Below are 21,061 nucleotides of genomic sequence, written 5' to 3' on the forward strand. Positions count from 1 at the left end.
CCTCGTCGATCCGCTCGACGGCACCAAGGAATTCGTCAACCGCCGCACCGATTTCACCGTCAACATTGCGCTGGTGCGCCACGGCGTGCCGGAAGTCGGCGTCGTGTTCGCGCCTTGCACAGGACGTTTCTTCTCCGGTCGGGCGGGGACGGCGGAAGCGATCGACGTTGACGGCGACTATCGTATCGCCGGCCGTCGGCCAATCACCGTGCGGGCAGGCGGCACGCCGCTCGCCGTCGTCGCCAGCCGCTCGCACAACACGCCGGAAACCGAAGCCTTCATCCGCGATCTCGGCGCCACCGAAATCGTCTCGATAGGCTCGTCGCTGAAATTCTGCCTGCTCGCCGCCGCCGAGGCTGACGTTTATCCGCGCTTCGGCCGCACCATGGAGTGGGACACGGCCGCTGGCGATGCGGTGCTGCGCGCCGCCGGCGGCATGACCCGCACGCTGGACGGCCAGCCGCTCGTCTACGGCAAACGCAACCAGGCCACTGACACGGATTTCGCCAACCCGTATTTCATTGCGACGGGGAAGGGCGTGGAGGTTTAATCTCCCGCTCAAGGGCCGAGATTAGGCAGCCGCGACCTGCGCCGAGTTGGAGCCGATATAATTGCGGATCGTCTCGACGATCTTGTCTTGGTCGGCTTCGCTGAGATAGGCGTGCATCGGCAGACAGAGGATCTGCTTCGGCAGCTTCTCCGAAACCGCAAGACCGGTCGGCGTACGCGGATAATCGCGGTAGGCGATTTGTTCGTGCAGCGGCTTCACGTAATAGATGACCGACGGGATGCCTTGTTCGCCGAGATGGGCCTTCAACCCGTCGCGTTTCGGCGTCTCGATGGCATATTGCGCCCAGGCCGAGCGGCCGTGGCCGAGATTGCGTGATGCCTTGACGATGTCGCCAAGCCCATTGGCGTAACGGTCGGCGACCGCCTGGCGGGCCACCATCTCCTCCTCGAGGATGGCGAGCTTCTCGATCAGGATCGCCGCCTGCAGCGTGTCGAGGCGGGAATTGATGCCGACGCGGATGTTGTCGTACTGCGTCTCGCCCTTGCCGTGGAAGGCGAAGGAGCGCAGCTTGTCGGCGAGCGCAGCATCGTTGGTGAACATCGCGCCGCCATCGCCGTAGCAGCCGAGCGGCTTGGCCGGATAGAAGCTGGTCGAGCCGACATGGCCGAAGGCGCCGCACATCGTGCCGTCGGCCGAGCCGCCCATCGACTGGGCGGCGTCCTCGATCACCAGCAGGCTCTCGCGCTTTGCGATCGCCATGATCGCCTCGTAGTCGGCGGCAAGTCCGAACAGGTCGACCGGGATGATCGCCTTCGGCTTCAGCCTTCCTTGCTTCTTGATCATGTCGATCGCCGCCTCGAGGCTGGCGATATCGATGTTGTAGGTGTCGGGATCGACGTCGACGAAGACAGGCTCGGCCTTGGCGAGCGCCACCACTTCGGCCGTCGCGGCGAAGGTGAAGCTTGGCACGAACACGGCATCGCCCGGACCGATGCCGGCCGCAAACAGCGGCAGAAGCAGCGCATCGGTGCCGTTGGCGCAGGCCACCACATGCTTGACGCCGATGTAAGCCGCGAGCTTGTTCTCGAATTCTGCGACTTGCGGGCCGAGGATGTAACGGCCGTCTTCGACCACCGTGTCGATCGCGGCCTTCAGCCGGTCGCGGATTCGTTCGCGCTGCGCGCCAAGATCGATGAACTGCATGTCGGCCTCAGAAGCTGCCAGTAAACCGGCCCGCTGGTACCAGACTTGCCACGGCTGAAAAAGCCGCCCATGGCCAGGGCGAATTGCGCAAGTGTCGCAGCCTGTTACCGTTTTTTGCCTGCGCATTGCCAGAAGAAGCCGGAAATCCGGGCTTCCAAGCGTATTCGAAGCGGCTCTTGTCGCGCTGTTCCGGCCCTTCGAAACATAAAGTGATCGCTCGGGCACGGATCGCCGGCGGGACCGGTCAGCCGATCAGGCGATTTCGTGCCGCCATGGCGGGTTGGCGCCGGCCCGAGATACCGTCACGGCGGCCGCCTTGGCGCCAAGCTCCAGCGCGCTGCGGATGGCTTCCTCCGAGAGGCCGCCGATCGCTGCTTTGGTGAGCAGACCCTGCTCGTGCAGCGAGGCAAGGATGCCGGCATTGAAGGTGTCGCCCGCGCCGACGGTGTCGACCACCTTCACTTTCCGCGGCACCACCGTGACCTTGTGCTCCCTGCTGTAGCCGACGGCGCCTTCGCTGCCATGGGTGACGACGATCAGGCTGGGACCGCGGTCAAGCCAGTTGCGCACGACCTCCTCGTGCGAGCCCGCTTCGTCGAACCAGTTGAGGTCTTCGTCCGACAGTTTGACGATGTCGGCCATCGCCATCATCTTGCGGATGCGCCTCAGATGCTTGGCGTTGTCCGGAATGAAGTTCGGCCGGATGTTGGGGTCGAGCATCATCACCCGGCTGTTGTGCTCGCGCCGCATGAACTCCTCATAGGCCGATCCCGCCGGTTCCGAGATCAGGCTGATCCCGCCGAACAGCATCGCCTCGATCTCGGCGCCGAGCTTCGGCAGGTCCTCGATGGCGAGCATGCGCCCGGCGGTGTTCTCGTCGTAGAACGTATAGCTCGCCTGGCCATCGGTGAGCCGCACGAAGGCGAGCGTGGTCGGCTTGGGCGAGGTGTGCGCATAGGTCGAGCTCACCTTGCTGGCTCCCAGCGCCTCGCGGAGCTGGCCGCCGAACAGGTCGGAGGAGAGACCTGAGAAGAAGCCTGCCGGAGCGCCCAGCCGTCCGAGCGCGACCGCCGTGTTGAACACCGCTCCGCCGACATAAGGCGCGAAGGCCGCTTCGCCTTCCGCTGTCGTGCGCGGCAGCATGTCGATCAGGGCTTCGCCACAGCAGAGGATCATTGTGTCTCGGTTTCCGGCGGATGGATCACGCCCTTACGGATGATGATGTTGGCATAAAGCCTGGGTTCGCTGGTCGCGACGATCGCATGCGCGGCCTTGACGCGTGCATAGAAGTCGGCCCCCGCCAGCGCAATCACCTTGTGCCCCGGCGCGCGTTTGGCGCAGACCGCTTCCATCTCGTGATGCACGGGATCGGCGAGCGCCGGATCGCCTTTGACCGAGGCGCGGAACAGGGCCTCCGGCACCGCCGCATCCACCGGCAGCACGCTCAAAACGGCGTCCAGCACCGGAATGACGGCATGGCCGTCGGCGCGGATCAGCCTGCGCGCCTGTTCCTCGGCCGGATAATTGCCGTCGACGATGGCGATCTCGTCGCCATGGCCCATGGCCCTGAGCGTCGCCAGAAGCTGCGGGCCGAGCAGCGACGGAATGCCGATCAGCATGGTCAGGCGCTCCTGGAAATCGTCGTCGGTCCGATCAGGAAGCGTTCGGAAAGCGGCAGGCTGGCGCCGCCAAGCGCCCGCGCATGGATGCCGACTGTTCCTTCGCGTACGACCGGCAGCTTCAGCCCCTCGGCGTCGATACCGCTGATCGCGTCCGTCACCGCATCGACAAGCCTCCGCCGCACGTCGAGGGGCATCCAGCCGTCGATCACCGCGGCCTCGAAATCGATGACCGACGAGGCGGCAACGATCGCATAGGCCAGCGCTTGTGCAGCACTTGCGATCCAGTCGTCGAGCTCGGCGCCGATCTCGCCCCATTCCTGCGGCGAGGTCCACAGATAGGAGCCGTCGATGCCCTTGGCGCTCAGCGCCTTTTCCAGCATGGCGATCGAGGCGACATCGATAAGCTGTGTCGGCTTGCCGTCCGGCCCGGGCACCGGCATCGAACCCAGGGCGCCGGCATTGCCGGTCGGCCCGCCGAACAGGCGGCCGTTGAGCACGATGCCGCCGCCGGCAAAGGCGCCGATATAGAAATAGACGAAGTCGCGCGCCGCGCCTGCCTGGCCGAAGACGAGCTCTGCCCCGCAAGCGGACGTGGCATCGTTCTGCAGATAGACCGGAAAGTCGCATTGGGACTGGATGTCGGCGCGGATGTCGCGATGGCGCCATTCATCCATGATCTCGCGCGGCGCGCCGGCTGTGTCGGCCCAGCTCCAAAGCTCGAACGGCATGGCGATCCCGAGCCCGGCGATGCGCTTGTCCTGCGCCGGTGTCAGCTCGCCGCGCATTTGTTTGATCCCAGCGCCGACGAACTCCACCGTCTCGCGCGGCGCCGGATAACGATAGGAATTCTGCAGCATCGATCGCACATTGCCGAGGAAGTCGATCAGCACCAGCTCGGCGCTGCGGCGGCCGATCTTGAGACCGATGAAGAAAGCTCCTTCCGGATTGAGCGCCATCGGGATCGACGGCTGGCCGATCTTGCCGCGCAGCGGCGCCTGGCGCACGAGCAGCTTGTCCTCTTCCAGCTCCCGCATGATGACGGATACCGTCTGGGCCGACAGCCCGGTCATGCGCGCGATGTCGGATTTGGCGAGGCTGCCATGCTGGCGCACCAGTGACAGCACCAGCCTTTCATTGTGGTCGCGCATGCCGCTCTGGTTCGTGCCGCGATGCAGCCGGCTCTCCAGAGCCTCGGGCGAACCGTGCCTCGCAATGCCGGTCTCCACCCTGTTCCTCCCGTCGGTTTCCCCACACTGGCTTTTCGTTCAGAATGAGTGAACAGCGCAAGTCTGTCAATAATAAATAAGAGTGATTTAATTATTGACAGATGATGCGGACTGGTGTCTTTTGGGGTGGCGTCCACGCTGGGAAAAATGGTTGGATGCGCTCGAGGCGCCGGGTTGGCCGGCGTCCGGAATGGTTCCATTGGGAGGAAATCGTGACCAAGAAATCGCTGCTGAAGTCCACCGTATTCGCGGCGGCCGGGCTGGGCCTGCTCGCATTCGCCTCGTCCGCATCGGCTGCGGGCGTCGGCGCCTGCCTGATCACCAAGACCGACACCAATCCCTTCTTCGTGAAGATGAAGGAAGGCGCCACCGCCAAGGCCAAGGAACTCGGCGTCGACCTGAAGACCTATGCCGGCAAGATCGACGGCGACAGCGAGAGCCAGGTCGCGGCGATCGAGAGCTGCATTGCCGACGGCGCCAAGGGCATCCTGATCACCGCCTCTGACACCAAGGGCATCGTGCCGACGGTGAAGAAGGCGCGTGACGCCGGCCTGCTGGTGATCGCCCTCGACACGCCGCTCGATCCGATCGACGCTGCCGATGCGACCTTCGCCACCGACAATCTGGAGGCCGGCAAGCTGATCGGCGCCTGGGCCGCCGCCACGCTCGGCGACAAGGCCAAGGACGCCAAGATCGGCTTCCTCGACCTCACTCCTTCCCAGCCGACCGTCGACGTTCTGCGCGACCAGGGCTTCATGATGGGCTACGGCATCGACGTGAAGGATCCCAACAAGATCGGCGACGAAGACGATCCGCGCATCGTCGGCCACGACGTGACCAACGGCAACGAGGAAGGCGGCCGCAAGGCGATGGAGAACCTCCTGCAAAAGGACAACACCATCAACGTCATCCACACCATCAACGAGCCGGCCGCAGTCGGTGCCTACCAGGCGCTCAAGGCCGTCGGTCTGGAAAAGCAGGTGCTGATCGTTTCGGTCGACGGCGGCTGCCCGGGCGTCAAGTCGGTTGCCGAGGGCGTTATCGGCGCCACCTCGCAGCAGTACCCGCTGCAGATGGCGGCGCTCGGCATCGAGGCGATCGCCAAATTTGCCAAGGACGGAACGAAGCCGAAGCCGACCGAAGGGAAGAACTTCTTCGACACCGGCGTCAATCTCGTCACCGACAAGCCGGCCAACGGCGTCAAGTCGATCGACACCAAGGAAGGCCTCGCCAAGTGCTGGGGCTGACGCTCTGACGGTTCACAAAGCTTGCGGCTGGGGGCTTGATCCCCGGCCGCATCGGGTGGACGATGCGCCTTCGTCAAGCGCGGACAATCCTGGCGACAGACCGGAAGAGGCGTCGACGGCGCGCGCAGCAATGAGAAGGCTGTGCGCATACGGGAGGATACATGTCTCAGATTCAGGAATTCGAGAAGGTACTTTCGGGCAGCGACAGCAGCGTCGCGGCCTTCGACGAGCACGGCAAGTCGTTCGTCAAGCGCGCCCAGCATTTCCTGCACTCCACGCCGGCGGCGGTGCCGCTGATCGTGCTGGTGCTGTCGGTCATCATCTTTGGCGTTGCCATCGGCGGCCGCTTCTTTTCGTCCTACACGCTGACGCTGATCCTGCAGCAGATCGCCATCGTCGGCATCCTGGGCGCTGCCCAGACGCTGGTCATCCTGACCGCCGGCATCGATCTTTCGATCGGCGTGGTGATGGTCATCTCGGCGGTGGTCATGGGCAACTGCGCCATCACCTATGGCATGCCGACAATCCTGGCCGTGGTGCTTGGGCTTGGCGCAGGCGCGGTTTGCGGCATGCTCAACGGCTTGTTGGTCGCCTATATGAAATTGCCGCCCTTCATCGTGACACTGGGCACCTGGAACATCGTCATGGCCACCAATTTCATCTACTCGGCCAATGAGACGATCCGCGACGCCGATGTCGACGCTCAGGCGCCGCTGCTGCATCTCTTCGCGCTGAGCTTCAGGGTCGGCTCCGCCGTGCTGACGGCCGGCGTCATCGCCATGGTCCTGTTGGTGCTGCTCTTGTGGTATGTGCTCAACCACACGGCGTGGGGCCGCCATGTCTATGCCGTCGGCGACGACCCGGAAGCGGCGAAACTCTCCGGTATCCAGACCAAGTCTGTGCTGATGGCCGTCTATACGCTTGCCGGTCTGATCGCCGCCTTCGCTGCCTGGGTGTCGATCGGCCGCAACGGCTCGATCTCGCCGTCCGCCGCCGTCACCGACTACAATCTGCAAGCGATCACCGCGACCGTGATCGGGGGCATCTCGCTCTTTGGCGGCCGCGGCTCCATCCTCGGCACGCTGTTCGGCGCCATGATCGTCGGCGTCGTCTCGATGGGCCTCAACATGCTGGGCGCTGACCCGCAATGGAAAGTGCTGCTCACCGGTGTCCTGATTATCGGCGCCGTGGCGATCGACCAGTGGATCAGAAAGGTTTCGGTGTAACCATGACCCAGCAGGCTGTTCTCACCGCGCGCGGTCTAACCAAGCGCTACGGCCGCGTGACCGCGCTCAACAACTGCGACTTCGATCTCTACCCGGGTGAAATCCTGGCCGTGATCGGCGACAACGGCGCCGGCAAGTCGACGCTCATCAAGGCGATCTCCGGCGCCGTGCATCCCGATGAAGGGGTGATTGAGCTGGACGGCAAGCAGGTCCAGTTCAAATCGCCCATCGAGGCCCGCGAGGCGGGGATCGAGACCGTCTACCAGAACCTGGCATTGTCGCCGGCGCTGTCGATCGCCGACAACATGTTTCTCGGCCGCGAGATCCGCAAACCGGGTCCGCTCGGCAGCTGGTTCCGCATGCTGGATCGTCCGGCGATGGAAAAGCGCGCCCGCGACAAGCTGACCGAACTCGGCCTGATGACCATCCAGAACATCAGCCAGGCGGTGGAGACGCTTTCGGGCGGCCAGCGCCAAGGCGTCGCCGTGGCTCGCGCCGCCGCCTTCGGATCGAAGGTGGTGATCATGGACGAACCGACGGCGGCGCTCGGTGTCAAGGAAAGTCGCCGCGTCCTCGAGCTGATCCTCGACGTCAAGAAGCGCGGCCTGCCGATCGTGCTCATCTCGCACAACATGCCGCATGTCTTCGAGGTCGCCGATCGCATCCACATCCACCGGCTTGGACGGCGTCTATGCGTCGTCGATCCGAAGCAGATTTCGATGTCGGATGCCGTCGCGCTCATGACCGGCGCCAAGAAGCCGCCGGAGGACGCGCTGGCGGCCTGATCTCCGCCCCACCATGGTAATTGGCCGCAGGTGCATCGGATGGACACTCCGTCCTAAATCGATTTAACAATATATGCTGCAGCGCGGCAAACTGGGGTAGGAGAAACGGTGAAAGCCGCTATGATCAGGCCAACCGAACGAGAGGCGATATGAAACCCGCCATGACGATCGAAGCCCCCGCTCTCGACCACCCCGATCCCAGGACGCTCGCCGAGGAAGTCCTGATGTCGCTCAAGTACCGGGTCGGCAAGGACACCACCGTCGCAACGCCATATGACTGGCTGACCGCCTCGATCAAGGTGGTGCGCGACCGCGTCGTCGATCACTGGATCCAGGCGACCAAGGAAGCCTACGACCAGCAGGAAAAGCGCGTCTACTATCTCTCGCTCGAATTCCTCATCGGGCGCCTGATGCGCGACGCCTTCTCCAATCTCGGCCTGATGGAGAACATGCGCGAGGCGCTGGCATCGCTCGGCGTGGATCTCGACTTGATCGCCGGCCTTGAACCGGACGCAGCCCTCGGCAATGGCGGTCTCGGCCGGCTGGCCGCCTGCTTCATGGAAAGCATGGCCACGGTCGATATCCCCGCCCACGGCTACGGCATCCGCTACGCCAACGGCATGTTCCGGCAGGAGATCCATGACGGCTGGCAGGTCGAGTTGCCGGAAACCTGGCTCGACCATGGCAACCCATGGGAGTTCGAGCGGCGCGAACGTTCCTTCGAGGTCGGCTTCGGCGGTTCGGTGGAATCGATCACCTCAAAGGACGGCCGCCTGGAGCGCCATGTCTGGAGGCCCAACGAGCATGTGCTGGCGGTCGCTTATGACACGCCGGTCGCGGGCTGGCGCGCCAAGCGCGTCAACACGCTGCGGCTGTGGTCCGGCATGCCGATCGACCCGATTCTGCTCGACAAGTTCAATGCCGGCGACCACATCGGCGCGCTCGCCGAAAGCAACAAGGCCGACGCGCTGTCGCGCGTTCTCTATCCGGCCGACTCGCACATGGCCGGGCAGGAGCTCCGGCTGCGCCAGGAATATTTCTTCTCGACTGCTTCGCTGCAGGACATCGTCCAGCGGCATCTCAGCCAGTACGGCGACCTGAGATCGTTGCCCGACAAGGCCGCGATCCACCTGAACGACACCCATCCGGCCGTCGCCGTGCCGGAGCTGATGCGGCTTCTGATGGACGTTCACGGCATGGATTTCGACCTTGCCTGGGACATCACCAAGCGCACCTTCGCCTACACCAACCACACGCTGCTACCGGAGGCGTTGGAAAGCTGGCCGGTGCCGCTGTTCGAGCGTCTGTTGCCGCGCCACATGCAGATCGTCTACGCCATCAATGCCCAGGTTCTCCTGGAGGCGCGGGCCACCGGAAAATTCTCGGGCGAGCAGATCGCCCGCATCTCGCTGATCCAGGAAAATGGCGACCGCCGCGTGCGCATGGGCAATCTCGCTTTCGTCGGCTCGCATTCGATCAACGGCGTCTCGGCGCTGCACACCGATCTGATGAAGGAGACGGTGTTTGCCGATCTCCACAAGCTCTATCCCGACCGCATTAACAACAAGACCAACGGCATCACGCCCAGGCGCTGGCTGATCCAGTGCAATCCCGGCCTGACCGCGCTTGCCCGCGAAGCGATCGGGAACTGCTTCATGGACGACATCGAAGCGATCAAGGATCTCGATCCTCTTGCCGGCGACTCCGCTTTCCGCGAGAAGTTTGCCGCCGTGAAGCGCCAGAACAAGGTGAGGCTTGCAAACCTGGTCGCCGACCGGCTCGGCATCAGGCTCGATCCTTCAGCGCTGTTCGACATCCAGGTCAAGCGCATCCACGAATACAAGCGCCAATTGCTCAACATTCTGGAGGCGATCGCGCTCTACGACCAGATCCGCTCGCATCCCGAGCGGGACTGGATGCCGCGGGTTAAATTCTTCGGCGGCAAGGCGGCGCCGAGCTACCACAACGCCAAGCTCATCATCAAACTGGCCAACGACGTCGCCCGGGTGATCAACGGCGATCCCTCGACGCGCGGCCTGCTCAAGGTTGTGTTCGTGCCGAACTACAATGTCAGCCTCGCCGAGGTGATGATGCCGGCGGCCGATCTTTCCGAGCAGATCTCGACCGCCGGTATGGAGGCTTCCGGCACCGGCAACATGAAGTTTGCCCTCAACGGCGCCTTGACCATCGGCACGCTCGACGGCGCCAATGTCGAGATCAAGGAGCGCGTCGGCGACGACAACATCTTCATCTTCGGCCTCACCACCGCCGAGGTCGCCGAACGCCGCGACAACGGCTACAATCCGCGCGGCGTGATCGCGTCCTCGCCGGAGTTGTCGCAGGCGGTGTCGGCGATCTCCTCCGGCGTCTTCTCGCCTGACGATCCCAACCGCTACCGCGACCTCATGAACGGCCTTTATCAGAGCGACTGGTTCATGGTGGCGGCCGATTTCGACTCCTACGCCGCCTGCCAGCGCGAGGTCGACGATCTCTGGCGCAACAGTCCCGACTGGTACTCGCGCGCCATCCGCAATGTCGCCCGCGTCGGCTGGTTCTCGTCCGATCGCACCATTCGCCAATACGCGAAAGAAATCTGGAACGTACCTGTCTGATGTGATTGCATGAGGCCGCCGACAACGTGGACGTGCATGTCGCCCAAAAGTGCCTAGCGGTTTTGGCCAACATATGCACAAACCAGAATAGTTCCCAGGGAGGGACGCCGCCTGATGAGGAAGCCGCGCGCGACCGCTGCACCAAGCGGGCCGGACGGACTGGCGCCAGCCGGCGATGTCGCGGCCATTGTCGCCGGAACGCATGGCGATCCCTTTGCAATTCTGGGTGTGCACGCGGCCGGCAAGGGCTTAGTCGCCCGCTGCTTCGTACCCAATGCCGAATGCGTCACCGCCTATACGCTCACCGGCAAGGAAGCCGGGGAACTCGTGCGCAGCAACGATGCCGGCTTCTTCGAGGGCAAGCTTTCGATCCGCAAGCGTCAGCCGTTGCGCTATCACGCGAGGAATGCCGGCGGCGACTGGTGGCTGACCGACCCTTATTCCTTCGGCCCGGTGCTAGGCCCGATGGACGACTACTACATGGCGGAGGGCTCACACCTGAGGCTCTTCGACAAGCTCGGCGCCCATATCATCGAGCATGAGGGGGCCACCGGGGTGCATTTCGCGGTATGGGCGCCCAATGCCCGGCGCGTCTCGGTGGTTGGCGCCTTCAACGACTGGGACGGCCGCCGGCACACCATGCGCGACCGCAAGGACACCGGCATCTGGGAGCTGTTCATTCCGGACCTCGGCGCCGGCCAGCCTTACAAGTTCGAGATCATCGGTCCCGACGGCGTGCGCCTGCCCCTCAAGGCCGATCCGTTCGCCTTCGAGTCCGAGCTGCGCCCGGCGACCGCTTCGGTGACGGCGCCGCCGATCGCGCATCAATGGGGCGACGAGGCCCATCGCAGCTTCTGGCAGAAGGCCGATCCGCGGCGCGAGGCGATCTCGATCTACGAGGTCCATGCCGGCTCGTGGCAGCGCCGCGATGACGGCACCTTCCTCACCTGGGACGAGCTCGCCGCGCAGCTGATCCCCTACGTGGTCGAAACCGGCTTCACCCATATCGAGTTCCTTCCGATCTCGGAGCACCCCTACGATCCGTCCTGGGGCTACCAGACGACCGGCCTTTATGCGCCGACCGCGCGCTTCGGCGATCCCGATGGCTTCGCCCGCTTCGTCGACGGTGCGCATCGTGCCGGCGTCGGCGTCATCCTCGACTGGGTGCCGGCGCATTTCCCCGTCGACGAGCATGGGCTGGTGAAGTTCGACGGCACCGCGCTCTACGAGCATGCCGACCCGCGCCAGGGTTTTCACCCCGACTGGAATACCGCCATCTACAATTTCGGCCGCCGCGAGGTGGTGTCGTTCCTCGTCAACAACGCGCTGTTCTGGGCCGAAAAATACCATGTCGACGGTTTGCGCGTCGACGCTGTCGCCTCGATGCTCTACCTCGATTATTCGCGCAGGTCAGGCGAGTGGATCCCCAACGAGAAAGGCGGGCGCGAGAATTTGCAGGCGGTCAGCTTCCTGCAGAAGATGAACAAGGAGCTTTACGGCCATCATCCCGGGGTGATGACGATCGCCGAAGAATCGACCTCATGGCCGAAGGTATCGCAGCCGGTGCATGAAGGCGGGCTCGGCTTCGGCTTCAAATGGAACATGGGCTTCATGCACGACACGCTGGAGTATTTCTCCAAGGAGCCGATCTACCGCAAGCACCATCACAACGACATCACCTTCGGCCTTGTCTACGCTTTCTCCGAGAATTTCGTCCTGCCGCTCTCTCATGACGAGGTCGTGCACGGCAAGGGCACGCTGCTCCACAAGATGGCAGGCGACGACTGGCAGAAATTCGCCACGCTGCGCGCTTACTACGCCTTCATGTGGGGTTATCCCGGCAAGAAGCTCCTGTTCATGGGCCAGGAATTCGCCCAGCGCCGCGAGTGGAGCGAGGAACGCGCGCTCGACTGGAATCTGCTGGAGCACGCCCCGCACCGCGGCGTCCGGCAGGCGGTGCGGGACTTGAACTACCTCTATCGTTCGCGCCCGGCGCTGCATGCGCGCGACTGCGAGCCGGAAGGCTTCTCCTGGCTGATCGTCGACGATCGCGACAATTCGGTCTTTGCCTGGCTGCGCAGCGCGCCGGACGGCAACCCGATAGCCGTCATTTCCAACTTCACGCCGGTGCCGCGCGAGAACTATCGCGTGCCGCTGCCGAAGGCGGGCGAGTGGCGCGAGATCATCAACACTGACGCCGCCGAGTATGGCGGCTCCGGCATGGGCAATGGCGGCATGATCGTGGCGAGCGGGGAAGGGGGCGGCACGTCGGCGACGATGCTCTTGCCGCCCCTGTCGACGATCATGCTGGAATTCGTCGCGGACGAAGCAAAGGTCCGGACAGCTTAGGAGGGAGGCAAACGATGGCAGAGATCAAGAGAACCCAGCCGCTGGCGCGCGATGCCATGGCCTATGTGCTGGCCGGCGGCCGCGGCAGCCGCCTCAAGGAGCTGACCGACCGGCGCGCCAAGCCCGCCGTCTATTTCGGCGGCAAGACGCGCATCATCGATTTTGCGCTGTCCAATGCGCTCAACTCCGGCATTCGCCGTCTCGGCGTCGCCACCCAATACAAGGCGCACTCGCTGATCCGCCACCTGCAGCGTGGCTGGAACTTCCTGCGCCCCGAACGAAACGAGAGCTTCGACATCCTGCCCGCCTCGCAGCGCGTCTCGGAAACGCAGTGGTACGAGGGCACGGCGGATGCGGTCTACCAGAACATCGATATCATCGAGGCCTATGGCCCCGAATACATGGTCATCCTAGCCGGCGACCACATCTACAAGATGGATTATGAGCTGATGCTGCGCCAGCACGTCGATGCCGGCGCCGATGTCACCGTCGGCTGCCTCGAAGTGCCGCGCATGGAGGCGACCGGCTTCGGCGTCATGCATGTCGACAAGAAGGACACCATCATCTCCTTCATCGAGAAACCCGCCGACCCGCCCGGCATACCGGACAAGCCGGACCATGCGCTGGCCTCGATGGGCATCTATGTCTTCAAGACCAAGTTCCTGATGGAGCAGTTGCGCCGCGACGCGGCCGAGCCAGGATCCAGCCGCGACTTCGGCAAGGACATCATCCCCTACATCGTCCAGCACGGTAAGGCGATCGCCCACCGCTTCGCCAAATCCTGCGTCCGCTCCTCGCACGAGTCGGAGCCTTACTGGCGCGACGTCGGTACGGTGGACGCCTATTGGGAAGCCAATATCGACCTGACCGATGTCACGCCCGAACTCGATCTCTACGACCGGGATTGGCCGATCTGGACCTATGCCGAATTGAAGCCGCCGGCCAAATTCGTGCATGACGAGGACGGCCGTCGCGGCGAGGCGATCTCCTCGCTGGTGTCCGGCGACTGCATCGTTTCCGGCGCATCGCTGCGCCGCAGCCTGATCTTCACCGGCGCGCGCATCAATTCCTATGCGAAGCTCGAGGAAGTGGTGATGCTGCCCGACGTTCAGGTTGGGCGCAACGCGCGCCTCAAGCGCGTCGTCATCGACCATGGCGTCCACATACCGGAGGGGCTGGTGGTCGGCGAGGATGCGGCACTCGACGCCAAGCGCTTCCGCGTTTCGGAAAAGGGCATCTGCCTGATCACTCAGGATATGATCAACAAGCTGTCAACCTGATAGGGTTGATCGGCAAGTTGTCAGTCTGATCAACAAAGCTGTCACTTTAGCCGTGGATCTTAGGCGCATGCAGGTTCTGTCCGTCACGCCCGAAATCTTCCCGCTGATCAAGACCGGCGGGCTTGCCGACGTGACCGGTGCCCTGCCGATCGCGCTCGCCAGCAAGGGCGTGGCGATGCGCACGCTCATCCCCGGCTACCCGGTGGTGATGGACGCCTTCAAGAAAAAGAAGGCCGTCTATCAGTACCCGCTGCTGCAGGGCGGCAAGGCTTCGGTTCACGCCGTCAAGATCGGCGAGCTCGAGCTCTTCGTGCTCGACGCGCCGCATCTTTTCGACCGCCAGGGCGGGCCCTATGGTACCGCCTCCGGCTCCGACTGGCCCGACAACTGGCGGCGCTTCGCGGCGCTGAGTCAGGTCGGCGGCGACATCGCCGGCGGCGCGATCTCCGGCTACCAGCCAGACCTCGTGCATGCCCATGACTGGCAGTCGGCAATGACGCTCGCCTACATGCGCTACGGCAATGCGATCGGCGTGCCGTCGCTGATCACCGTGCATAATCTTGCTTTTCAGGGACAGTTCGGCTCCGGCATTTTCGGCGAGCTCGGCCTGCCGGGCGTGGCGATGCAGCTCGATGGCGTCGAATATTATGGCGGCGTTGGCTTCCTCAAGGCCGGCCTGCAGGCCGCCTGGGCGATCACCACGGTGAGCCCGACCTACGCGCAGGAAATCCGCTCGCCGGAATTCGGCATGGGCCTCGACGGCCTGATCAACATGCGCGCCGTCGACCTCTACGGCATCGTCAATGGCATCGATGTCGACATCTGGAACCCGGCGACCGACAAGCACCTGGTCGCCAACTATTCGGCCGAGACGCTGGAAGCGCGCGACCTGAACCGCAAGGCCGTGGAGGACCGCTTCAGCCTCGAGCCTGACGACAGCCCGATCGTCTGCGTGGTCAGCCGTCTGACCTGGCAGAAGGGCATGGACATTTTGGCTGCCGTGGTCGACGGCGTCGTTCAGCGTGGGGCACGACTGGCGGTTCTGGGCTCGGGCGATGCCGGCCTCGAAGGCTCGCTGCTCGCCGCGGCCGCGCGGCATCGCGGCCGCGTCGGCGTCGTCATCGGCTATGACGAGGCGCTCTCCCACATCATGCAGGGCGGTTGCGACGCCATCGTCATCCCTTCACGCTTCGAGCCCTGCGGCCTGACCCAGCTCTATGGATTGCGCTATGGCTGCGTGCCGGTCGTCGCCCGCACCGGCGGCCTCGCGGACACCATCATCGACGCCAACGAGGCGGCACTTTCGGCCGGCGTTGCCACCGGTTTCCAATTCGCGCCGAACAATGGCGGCGCCCTCCTGCACGCCATCCGTCGCCTCGTTGAGGCGCATGCCAGACCCGCCGCCTGGGCCTCGATCCAGCGCCAGGGCATGAAGGCCGACGTTTCCTGGGACAAGAGCGCCGAGAAATATGTCGAACTCTATCGCTTGCTGCTTTCAAAAAGGGCTGCCTGAGGCATGATCAAAACCGTCCCTACCAAACCCTATACCGACCAGAAGCCCGGCACCTCCGGCCTGCGCAAGAAGGTGCCCGTCTTCCAGCAGGAGCACTATGCCGAGAACTTCATCCAGTCGATCTTCGACGCGCTGGAAGGTTTTCAGGGCAAGACGCTGGTGATCGGCGGCGACGGCCGTTTCTACAACCGCGAGGTCATCCAGACGGCCATCGCCATGGCCGCTGCGAACGGCTTCGGCAAGGTGATGGTCGGGCAGGGCGGCATCCTGTCGACGCCGGCCGCGTCCAACATCATCCGCAAATACAAGACCTTTGGCGGCATCATCCTGTCGGCCAGCCACAATCCGGGTGGCCCGCACGAGGACTTCGGCATCAAATACAATGCCGGCAACGGCGGCCCTGCGCCGGAGAAGATCACCGACGCGATCTTCGAAAAGTCCAAGACGATCTCGAGCTTCAAGATCGCCGACATCGGCACCGTCGACATCGACACGATCGGCACCTTCCAAGCCGGCGGCATGACGGTCGAGGTGTTCGACCCGGTCAAGGACTATGCCGAGCTGATGGAGAGCCTGTTCGACTTCGACGCCATCCGCGCGAATTTCAAATATGGCTTCCGCATGCGCTTCGACGCCATGCACGCGGTGACCGGCCCCTATGCCAAGGAGATCCTCGAGCGTAGGCTCGGCGCCCCGGCCGGGACCTGCCGCAATTTCAAGCCGCTGCCCGATTTCGGCGGCCATCACCCCGATCCGAACCTGGTCCATGCCAAACATCTCTATGACGAGATGATGGGGCCGGACGCGCCGGATTTCGGCGCCGCTTCCGACGGTGACGGCGACCGCAACCTGATCATCGGCAAGGGCATCTTCGTAACGCCCTCGGATTCTCTGGCGATGCTGGCCGCCAATGCGCATCTGGCGCCCGGCTACAAGGAAGGCCTGAAGGGCATCGCCCGCTCGATGCCGACCAGCGGAGCGGCCGATCGCGTCGCCGAGAAGCTCGGCGTCGGCATCTACGAGACGCCGACCGGCTGGAAGTTTTTCGGCAATCTGCTCGACGCCGGCATGGCGACGATCTGCGGCGAGGAAAGCGCCGGCACCGGTTCCAACCATGTGCGCGAGAAGGACGGGCTGTGGGCCGTGCTTCTGTGGCTCAACATCCTCGCTGTGCGGGGCGAGAGCTGCAAGGACATCGTCACCAAGCACTGGGAAAGCTACGGCCGCAACTATTACTCGCGCTACGACTATGAGGAGGTCGAGACAGACCGCGCCAACGCACTGGTCGACGAATTGCGCGCCAAGCTCGGCTCGCTGCCCGGCACCAGCGTGCGCGGCATGAAGATCGCCAGCGCCGACGACTTCGCCTATCACGACCCGGTCGACGGCTCGGTGAGCAAAAACCAGGGCATCAGGATCCTGTTCGAGGGCGGCTCGCGCGTCGTGCTCCGGCTCTCCGGCACCGGCACTTCCGGCGCCACGCTGCGCGTCTATATCGAGCGTTACGAGCCCGACAAGGCGAGGCATGACCTCGACACGCAGGAAGCGCTCGCCGACCTCATCGCCGCCGCCGACGACATCGCCGGCATCAAGAGCCACACCGGTCGCAACAAGCCGAGCGTGATTACTTGAAAGTGGTGAGGATTTCCCCTTCTCCCCCTGTGGGAGAAGGTGGCCGAGCGAAGTTCGGACGGTTGAGGGGTGCTCCAGCTTGGCGCAAACCCGTGTCCAGAACATCGACGCCTCTTTCCTTCCAACGCCCCTCATCCGTCTCGGCGCTGCGCGCCGATCCACGTTCTCCCACAAGGGGAGAAGGGGAGAGGCCCGCATGACCCTCGGCGCCAGCATCACTCCCGAAGGCATCCGCTTTGCCGTTTGCTCCTCATCGGCCAGACGTCTTTGGGTCTCGCTCTTCGACGATAGCGGCGCGCGCGAGATCGACCGGCTGGAACTCAACCCGGAAGGCGAGGGCGTGCATGCACTCCTTGTCCCCGGCCTTGGGAACGGCACGCGTTACGGTTTTCGCGCCGACGGCGACTATGCGCCGGAGCGCGGCCTCTGGTTCGATCCGAACAAGCTTCTCATCGATCCGTATGCCGTCGAGGTCGATCGTCCATACCAATATCACTGGAGGCTGGCCGCCAAACGCAATGAAGGCGCCGACACGTCCTCGCTCATGCCAAAGGCAATTGCTCATTCCCTGCCCAAACCGCAGCCGCCCCAGCCGCCGCTGTTCCGGCCCGGCGGCCTGATTTACGAACTCAACGTCCGCTCCTTCACCATGCTGCATCCGGACGTCCCCGAGGCCCAGCGCGGCACCATCGCGGCGCTTGCCCATCCGGCTGTCGTCGAGCATCTGAAGCGTCTCGGCGTTTCCGCCGTCGAGTTGATGCCGATCACGGCCTCGATCGACGAGCGCCATTTGCCGCCGCTGGGGCTGAACAATGCCTGGGGCTACAACCCCGTCACCTTCATGGCGCTCGATCCCCGCCTGGCACCGGGCGGCCTGAGCGAATTGCGCGATACCGTCGCGGCGCTGAGTGAAGCGGGTATCGGCACGATCCTCGACCTCGTCTTCAACCACACCGGCGAAAGCGACCGGCTCGGGCCGACACTGTCGCTGCGCGGCCTCGACGCCCGGACCTATTACCGGCACATGCCGGACGGCCGACTGGCCAATGACACCGGCACCGGCAACACCGTCGCCTGCGACCACCCGGTCGTGCAGAGGATGGTGCTCGACACGCTGCGCCATTTCGTCCGCCATGCCGGCGTCGACGGCTTCCGCTTCGATCTGGCGCCGGTGCTCGGCCGCGTTGACGGCACGTTCGATCCGGAGGCGCCGCTTCTCGAAGCCATCGCCGGCGACCCCGTGCTCGCCGACCGCGTGCTGATCGCCGAGCCATGGGATATTGGCGCGACCGGCTACCAGCTCGGCAATTTCCGGCCGCCATACCTTGAATGGAACGACCGCTATCGCGATGACGTCCGGCGCTTTTGGCGCGGCGACGCGGGCGCGATCGGCGCTTTAGCCACGCGGCTTGCCGGCTCCTCCGATGTCTTCGGCAGGGCGGGCCAGCCGGTGAGCCGCAGCGTCAATTTCATCGCCGCGCATGACGGCATGACGCTGGCCGACATCGTTGCCTATGAGAAGAAGCACAATGCGGCCAACGGCGAGCACAATCGCGACGGCCACAATGACAATCTGTCGTGGAACAACGGTGTCGAGGGCGAGACCGATGACGCCGAAATCGCCAAGGCCCGCTTCGGTGACCAGCGCGCGCTGCTTGCGACGCTCTTTGCCTCGCGCGGCACCATCATGCTGACCGCCGGCGACGAGTTCGGCCGCACACAGAAGGGCAACAACAACGCCTATGCGCAGGACAACGCCATCACCTGGCTCGACTGGGCCGGCCGCGACCGGGCGCTGGAGCGGTACACAGCAGCGCTTGCGCAACTGCGCCGTGCCTTTCCGCCGTTATCCGACACGAATTTCCTGACCGGCAAAGCTGCAGACGGAATGGAAATCCCGGACGTCGAGTGGTTGACCGAAACCGGCGTGCCGCTCGGCGAGGCCGACTGGAACGACCCCGGCCGACACCGCCTCGTCATGATCCTCGGCGATAGCCAGCGCGGTCGCCTTGCCGTCATGGTCAATGGCGACCGCCGCCAATGCGTCTTCACCTTGCCGCTGCGAGATGGCTACGAGTGGCGTTCGGCGATCGACACGCAGGCGATCGACCTGGCGCGGCCGCTGCCCGGCCGCACCGTCAATTTCATGATCGAGCGCAGGGCGGCCGGAAACGCCCACGCCGGGAAGGGTTCGTAATGGCTGGTGGGAATGCCGAATGGTGGCGCGGCTGCGTGGTCTACCAGATCTATCCGCGCTCCTTCCAGGATACGACCGGCGACGGCAGCGGCGATCTCAAGGGGGTAACGTCGCGTCTTGCCCATGTCGCTTCGCTCGGCGTCGATGCCGTCTGGCTCTCGCCCTTCTTCAAGTCGCCGATGGCCGACATGGGCTATGACGTGTCGGACTATCGCGATGTCGATCCGATGTTCGGCACACTGGAGGATTTCGACGCGCTGGTCGCCGAGGCGCACCGGCTCGGCCTCAAGCTCATCATCGACCAGGTGATCTCGCATTCGTCCGACAAGCACGAATGGTTTGTCGAGAGCCGCGCCAGCCGCGACAACGCCAAGGCGGACTGGTATGTCTGGGCCGACGCCAAGCCGGATGGCAGTGCGCCCAACAACTGGCAGTCGCTGTTCGGCGGGCCGGCCTGGGAGTGGGACGCCACCCGCCGGCAATACTACATGCACAATTTTCTGGCCGCGCAGCCGGATCTGAATTTCCACAATCCGGAGGTGCAGGATGCGGTGCTTGACACCGTGCGCTTCTGGCTGGAGCGCGGCGTTGACGGGTTCCGGCTGGATACCGTTAACTACTATGTCCACGACCGCTGGCTGCGCGACAACCCGCCGCTGGCTTCAAGCGTCGCCGGCACCAACGTCGCCTCAACCACCTACGCCTTCCAGGAGCATCTCTTCGACAAGACGCGCCCCGAGAATCTCGATTTCCTGAAGCGCTTCCGCGTGTTGCTCGACGAATATCCGGACCGTGCCGCCGTCGGCGAAGTGGGCGATGAGGAGCGCTCGCTGCAGACGCTCGCCGCATACACCTCCGGCGGCGACAAATTGCAGATGTGCTACACCTTCGACCTGCTCGGCCCGCAATTCTCGGCCGCCCATGTGCGCGGCTGCGTCGAGGCGTTCGAGAACGCGGTTGCCGACGGCTGGGTCTGCTGGGCCTTCTCCAACCACGACGTCATGCGCCATGTCAGCCGCTGGACGCAGCCGGGCGAAAATCCTGATGCGGTGGCGAAATTCGCGATCGCGCTGCTGTCCTGCCTGCGCGGCTCGATCTGCCTCTACCAGGGCGAGGAGCTTGGGCTGGAGGAAGCCGAGCTTGCCTATGAGGACCTGCGCGATCCGCTGGGCGTCCGTTTTTGGCCGGGCGTGAAGGGCAGGGACGGCTGCCGCACCCCGATGGTGTGGGAGGCCGGGGCCGAAATTGGTGGCTTCTCCGCGGGCAAGCCCTGGCTGCCGGTACCGCCGTCGCATCGCGCCCGCGCGGTCGATGTGCAGGAGGGCGAGGACGGTTCTGTCCTTGCCGCCTATCGCTCGATGCTGGCCTTGCGCAAGCGCCATCCGGCGCTGATCGCCGGCTCGATCCGGTTCCTAGAGGCTGAGGGCGATGTGCTTGCTTTCATCCGTCAGCACGAAAACGAGAACTTGCTATGCGTCTTCAACTTCGCTGGTGAGCCGGCGAACTGGACGCTGCCGGCCGAGATCAGCGATGTCGAGATAACGGTTCTTGCCGTAGACGTCGCCGGCGTGCTTGGCGGTGTTCTCGGAGAAATTGCGCTGGCGCTGCCGCCTGTAGGGTGCTTCGTCGGGAGAATTGGCTGACGGTCGCTACTGCAC

The 21,061-nt window shown here is 64.3% G+C and carries 15 protein-coding genes; 11 read left to right on the top strand and 4 right to left on the bottom strand.

The features are described 5' to 3' along the window. Positions 1 to 550: inositol monophosphatase family protein (locus EOA79_RS16490; protein WP_281060292.1), on the top strand; the 550-nt coding region annotated here is incomplete at its 5' end. A 21-nt stretch (positions 551 to 571) separates the two neighbouring features. Here the strand turns inward: EOA79_RS16490 and EOA79_RS16495 are convergent. The 4 genes from EOA79_RS16495 to EOA79_RS16510 form a co-directional block, all read right to left on the bottom strand. After that, on the bottom strand, positions 572 to 1,714 hold the full coding sequence (locus EOA79_RS16495) for a DegT/DnrJ/EryC1/StrS aminotransferase family protein (protein ID WP_095823761.1): 1,143 nt from the start codon (positions 1,712 to 1,714) through the stop codon (positions 572 to 574). 252 nt (positions 1,715 to 1,966) lie between these two features. Continuing rightward, the gene (locus EOA79_RS16500; RefSeq protein ID WP_127335986.1) at positions 1,967 to 2,890 is read right to left on the bottom strand and encodes a carbohydrate kinase; all 924 of its coding nucleotides are present in this window, start codon (positions 2,888 to 2,890) and stop codon (positions 1,967 to 1,969) included. Beyond that, positions 2,887 to 3,333 (bottom strand): RbsD/FucU domain-containing protein, encoded by a 447-nt coding sequence (locus EOA79_RS16505; RefSeq protein ID WP_067327918.1) that lies wholly within the window; start codon positions 3,331 to 3,333, stop codon positions 2,887 to 2,889. Before EOA79_RS16505 ends, EOA79_RS16500 begins: the two co-directional genes overlap by 4 nt. 2 nt (positions 3,334 to 3,335) lie before the next feature. Beyond that, positions 3,336 to 4,562, bottom strand: coding sequence for an ROK family transcriptional regulator (locus EOA79_RS16510; RefSeq protein WP_067327919.1), 1,227 nt, complete (start codon positions 4,560 to 4,562; stop codon positions 3,336 to 3,338). A 212-nt stretch (positions 4,563 to 4,774) separates the two neighbouring features. On the opposite strand from EOA79_RS16510, the gene EOA79_RS16515 reads away from it, so the two are divergent. From EOA79_RS16515 to EOA79_RS16560, 10 genes are all read left to right on the top strand, one after another. Beyond that, on the top strand, positions 4,775 to 5,809 hold the full coding sequence (locus EOA79_RS16515) for a sugar ABC transporter substrate-binding protein (RefSeq protein WP_066998169.1): 1,035 nt from the start codon (positions 4,775 to 4,777) through the stop codon (positions 5,807 to 5,809). 161 nt (positions 5,810 to 5,970) lie between these two features. Further along, on the top strand, positions 5,971 to 7,035 hold the full coding sequence (locus tag EOA79_RS16520; protein ID WP_066997793.1) for an ABC transporter permease: 1,065 nt from the start codon (positions 5,971 to 5,973) through the stop codon (positions 7,033 to 7,035). A gap of 2 nt (positions 7,036 to 7,037) precedes the next feature. Further along, the gene (locus EOA79_RS16525; protein ID WP_066997791.1) at positions 7,038 to 7,820 is read left to right on the top strand and encodes an ATP-binding cassette domain-containing protein; all 783 of its coding nucleotides are present in this window, start codon (positions 7,038 to 7,040) and stop codon (positions 7,818 to 7,820) included. A gap of 149 nt (positions 7,821 to 7,969) precedes the next feature. Next, complete coding sequence (locus tag EOA79_RS16530) at positions 7,970 to 10,432, top strand: glycogen/starch/alpha-glucan phosphorylase (protein WP_127335422.1); 2,463 nt, start codon at positions 7,970 to 7,972, stop codon at positions 10,430 to 10,432. A gap of 114 nt (positions 10,433 to 10,546) precedes the next feature. Next, on the top strand, positions 10,547 to 12,781 hold the full coding sequence (glgB, locus tag EOA79_RS16535) for a 1,4-alpha-glucan branching protein GlgB (RefSeq protein WP_067327921.1): 2,235 nt from the start codon (positions 10,547 to 10,549) through the stop codon (positions 12,779 to 12,781). A 14-nt stretch (positions 12,782 to 12,795) separates the two neighbouring features. Beyond that, positions 12,796 to 14,061, top strand: coding sequence for a glucose-1-phosphate adenylyltransferase (gene glgC / locus EOA79_RS16540; protein ID WP_067327922.1), 1,266 nt, complete (start codon positions 12,796 to 12,798; stop codon positions 14,059 to 14,061). Positions 14,062 to 14,128: 67 nt separating this feature from the next. Beyond that, entirely contained in the window at positions 14,129 to 15,574 is a 1,446-nt protein-coding gene (glgA, locus tag EOA79_RS16545; RefSeq protein WP_095800242.1) for a glycogen synthase GlgA, read from the top strand. A 3-nt stretch (positions 15,575 to 15,577) separates the two neighbouring features. After that, the gene (locus EOA79_RS16550) at positions 15,578 to 17,206 is read left to right on the top strand and encodes an alpha-D-glucose phosphate-specific phosphoglucomutase (protein WP_095823757.1); all 1,629 of its coding nucleotides are present in this window, start codon (positions 15,578 to 15,580) and stop codon (positions 17,204 to 17,206) included. Positions 17,207 to 17,402: 196 nt separating this feature from the next. Further along, positions 17,403 to 19,403 (top strand): glycogen debranching protein GlgX, encoded by a 2,001-nt coding sequence (glgX, locus tag EOA79_RS16555; protein WP_095823756.1) that lies wholly within the window; start codon positions 17,403 to 17,405, stop codon positions 19,401 to 19,403. Beyond that, complete coding sequence (locus tag EOA79_RS16560; RefSeq protein WP_095800239.1) at positions 19,403 to 21,046, top strand: alpha-glucosidase family protein; 1,644 nt, start codon at positions 19,403 to 19,405, stop codon at positions 21,044 to 21,046. Before glgX ends, EOA79_RS16560 begins: the two co-directional genes overlap by 1 nt. Positions 21,047 to 21,061: the final 15 nt, after the last annotated feature.

This window comes from Mesorhizobium sp. M1A.F.Ca.IN.020.03.2.1 (assembly GCF_004023205.1).
In the GTDB taxonomy this organism is placed as follows: Bacteria; Pseudomonadota; Alphaproteobacteria; order Rhizobiales; family Rhizobiaceae; genus Mesorhizobium.

Bases quoted from the DNA above. Each gene is read 5' to 3' on its own strand.
- EOA79_RS16505 (WP_067327918.1), bottom strand. From the start codon at position 3,333: ATGCTGATCGGCATTCCGTCGCTGCTCGGCCCGCAGCTTCTGGCGACG.
- glgB (WP_067327921.1), top strand. From the start codon at position 10,547: ATGAGGAAGCCGCGCGCGACCGCTGCACCAAGCGGGCCGGACGGACTG.
- EOA79_RS16520 (WP_066997793.1), top strand. From the start codon at position 5,971: ATGTCTCAGATTCAGGAATTCGAGAAGGTACTTTCGGGCAGCGACAGC.
- EOA79_RS16495 (WP_095823761.1), bottom strand. From the start codon at position 1,714: ATGCAGTTCATCGATCTTGGCGCGCAGCGCGAACGAATCCGCGACCGG.
- glgX (WP_095823756.1), top strand. From the start codon at position 17,403: ATGACCCTCGGCGCCAGCATCACTCCCGAAGGCATCCGCTTTGCCGTT.
- EOA79_RS16530 (WP_127335422.1), top strand. From the start codon at position 7,970: ATGAAACCCGCCATGACGATCGAAGCCCCCGCTCTCGACCACCCCGAT.
- EOA79_RS16560 (WP_095800239.1), top strand. From the start codon at position 19,403: ATGGCTGGTGGGAATGCCGAATGGTGGCGCGGCTGCGTGGTCTACCAG.
- EOA79_RS16525 (WP_066997791.1), top strand. From the start codon at position 7,038: ATGACCCAGCAGGCTGTTCTCACCGCGCGCGGTCTAACCAAGCGCTAC.
- EOA79_RS16550 (WP_095823757.1), top strand. From the start codon at position 15,578: ATGATCAAAACCGTCCCTACCAAACCCTATACCGACCAGAAGCCCGGC.
- glgC (WP_067327922.1), top strand. From the start codon at position 12,796: ATGGCAGAGATCAAGAGAACCCAGCCGCTGGCGCGCGATGCCATGGCC.
- EOA79_RS16500 (WP_127335986.1), bottom strand. From the start codon at position 2,890: ATGATCCTCTGCTGTGGCGAAGCCCTGATCGACATGCTGCCGCGCACG.
- glgA (WP_095800242.1), top strand. From the start codon at position 14,129: ATGCAGGTTCTGTCCGTCACGCCCGAAATCTTCCCGCTGATCAAGACC.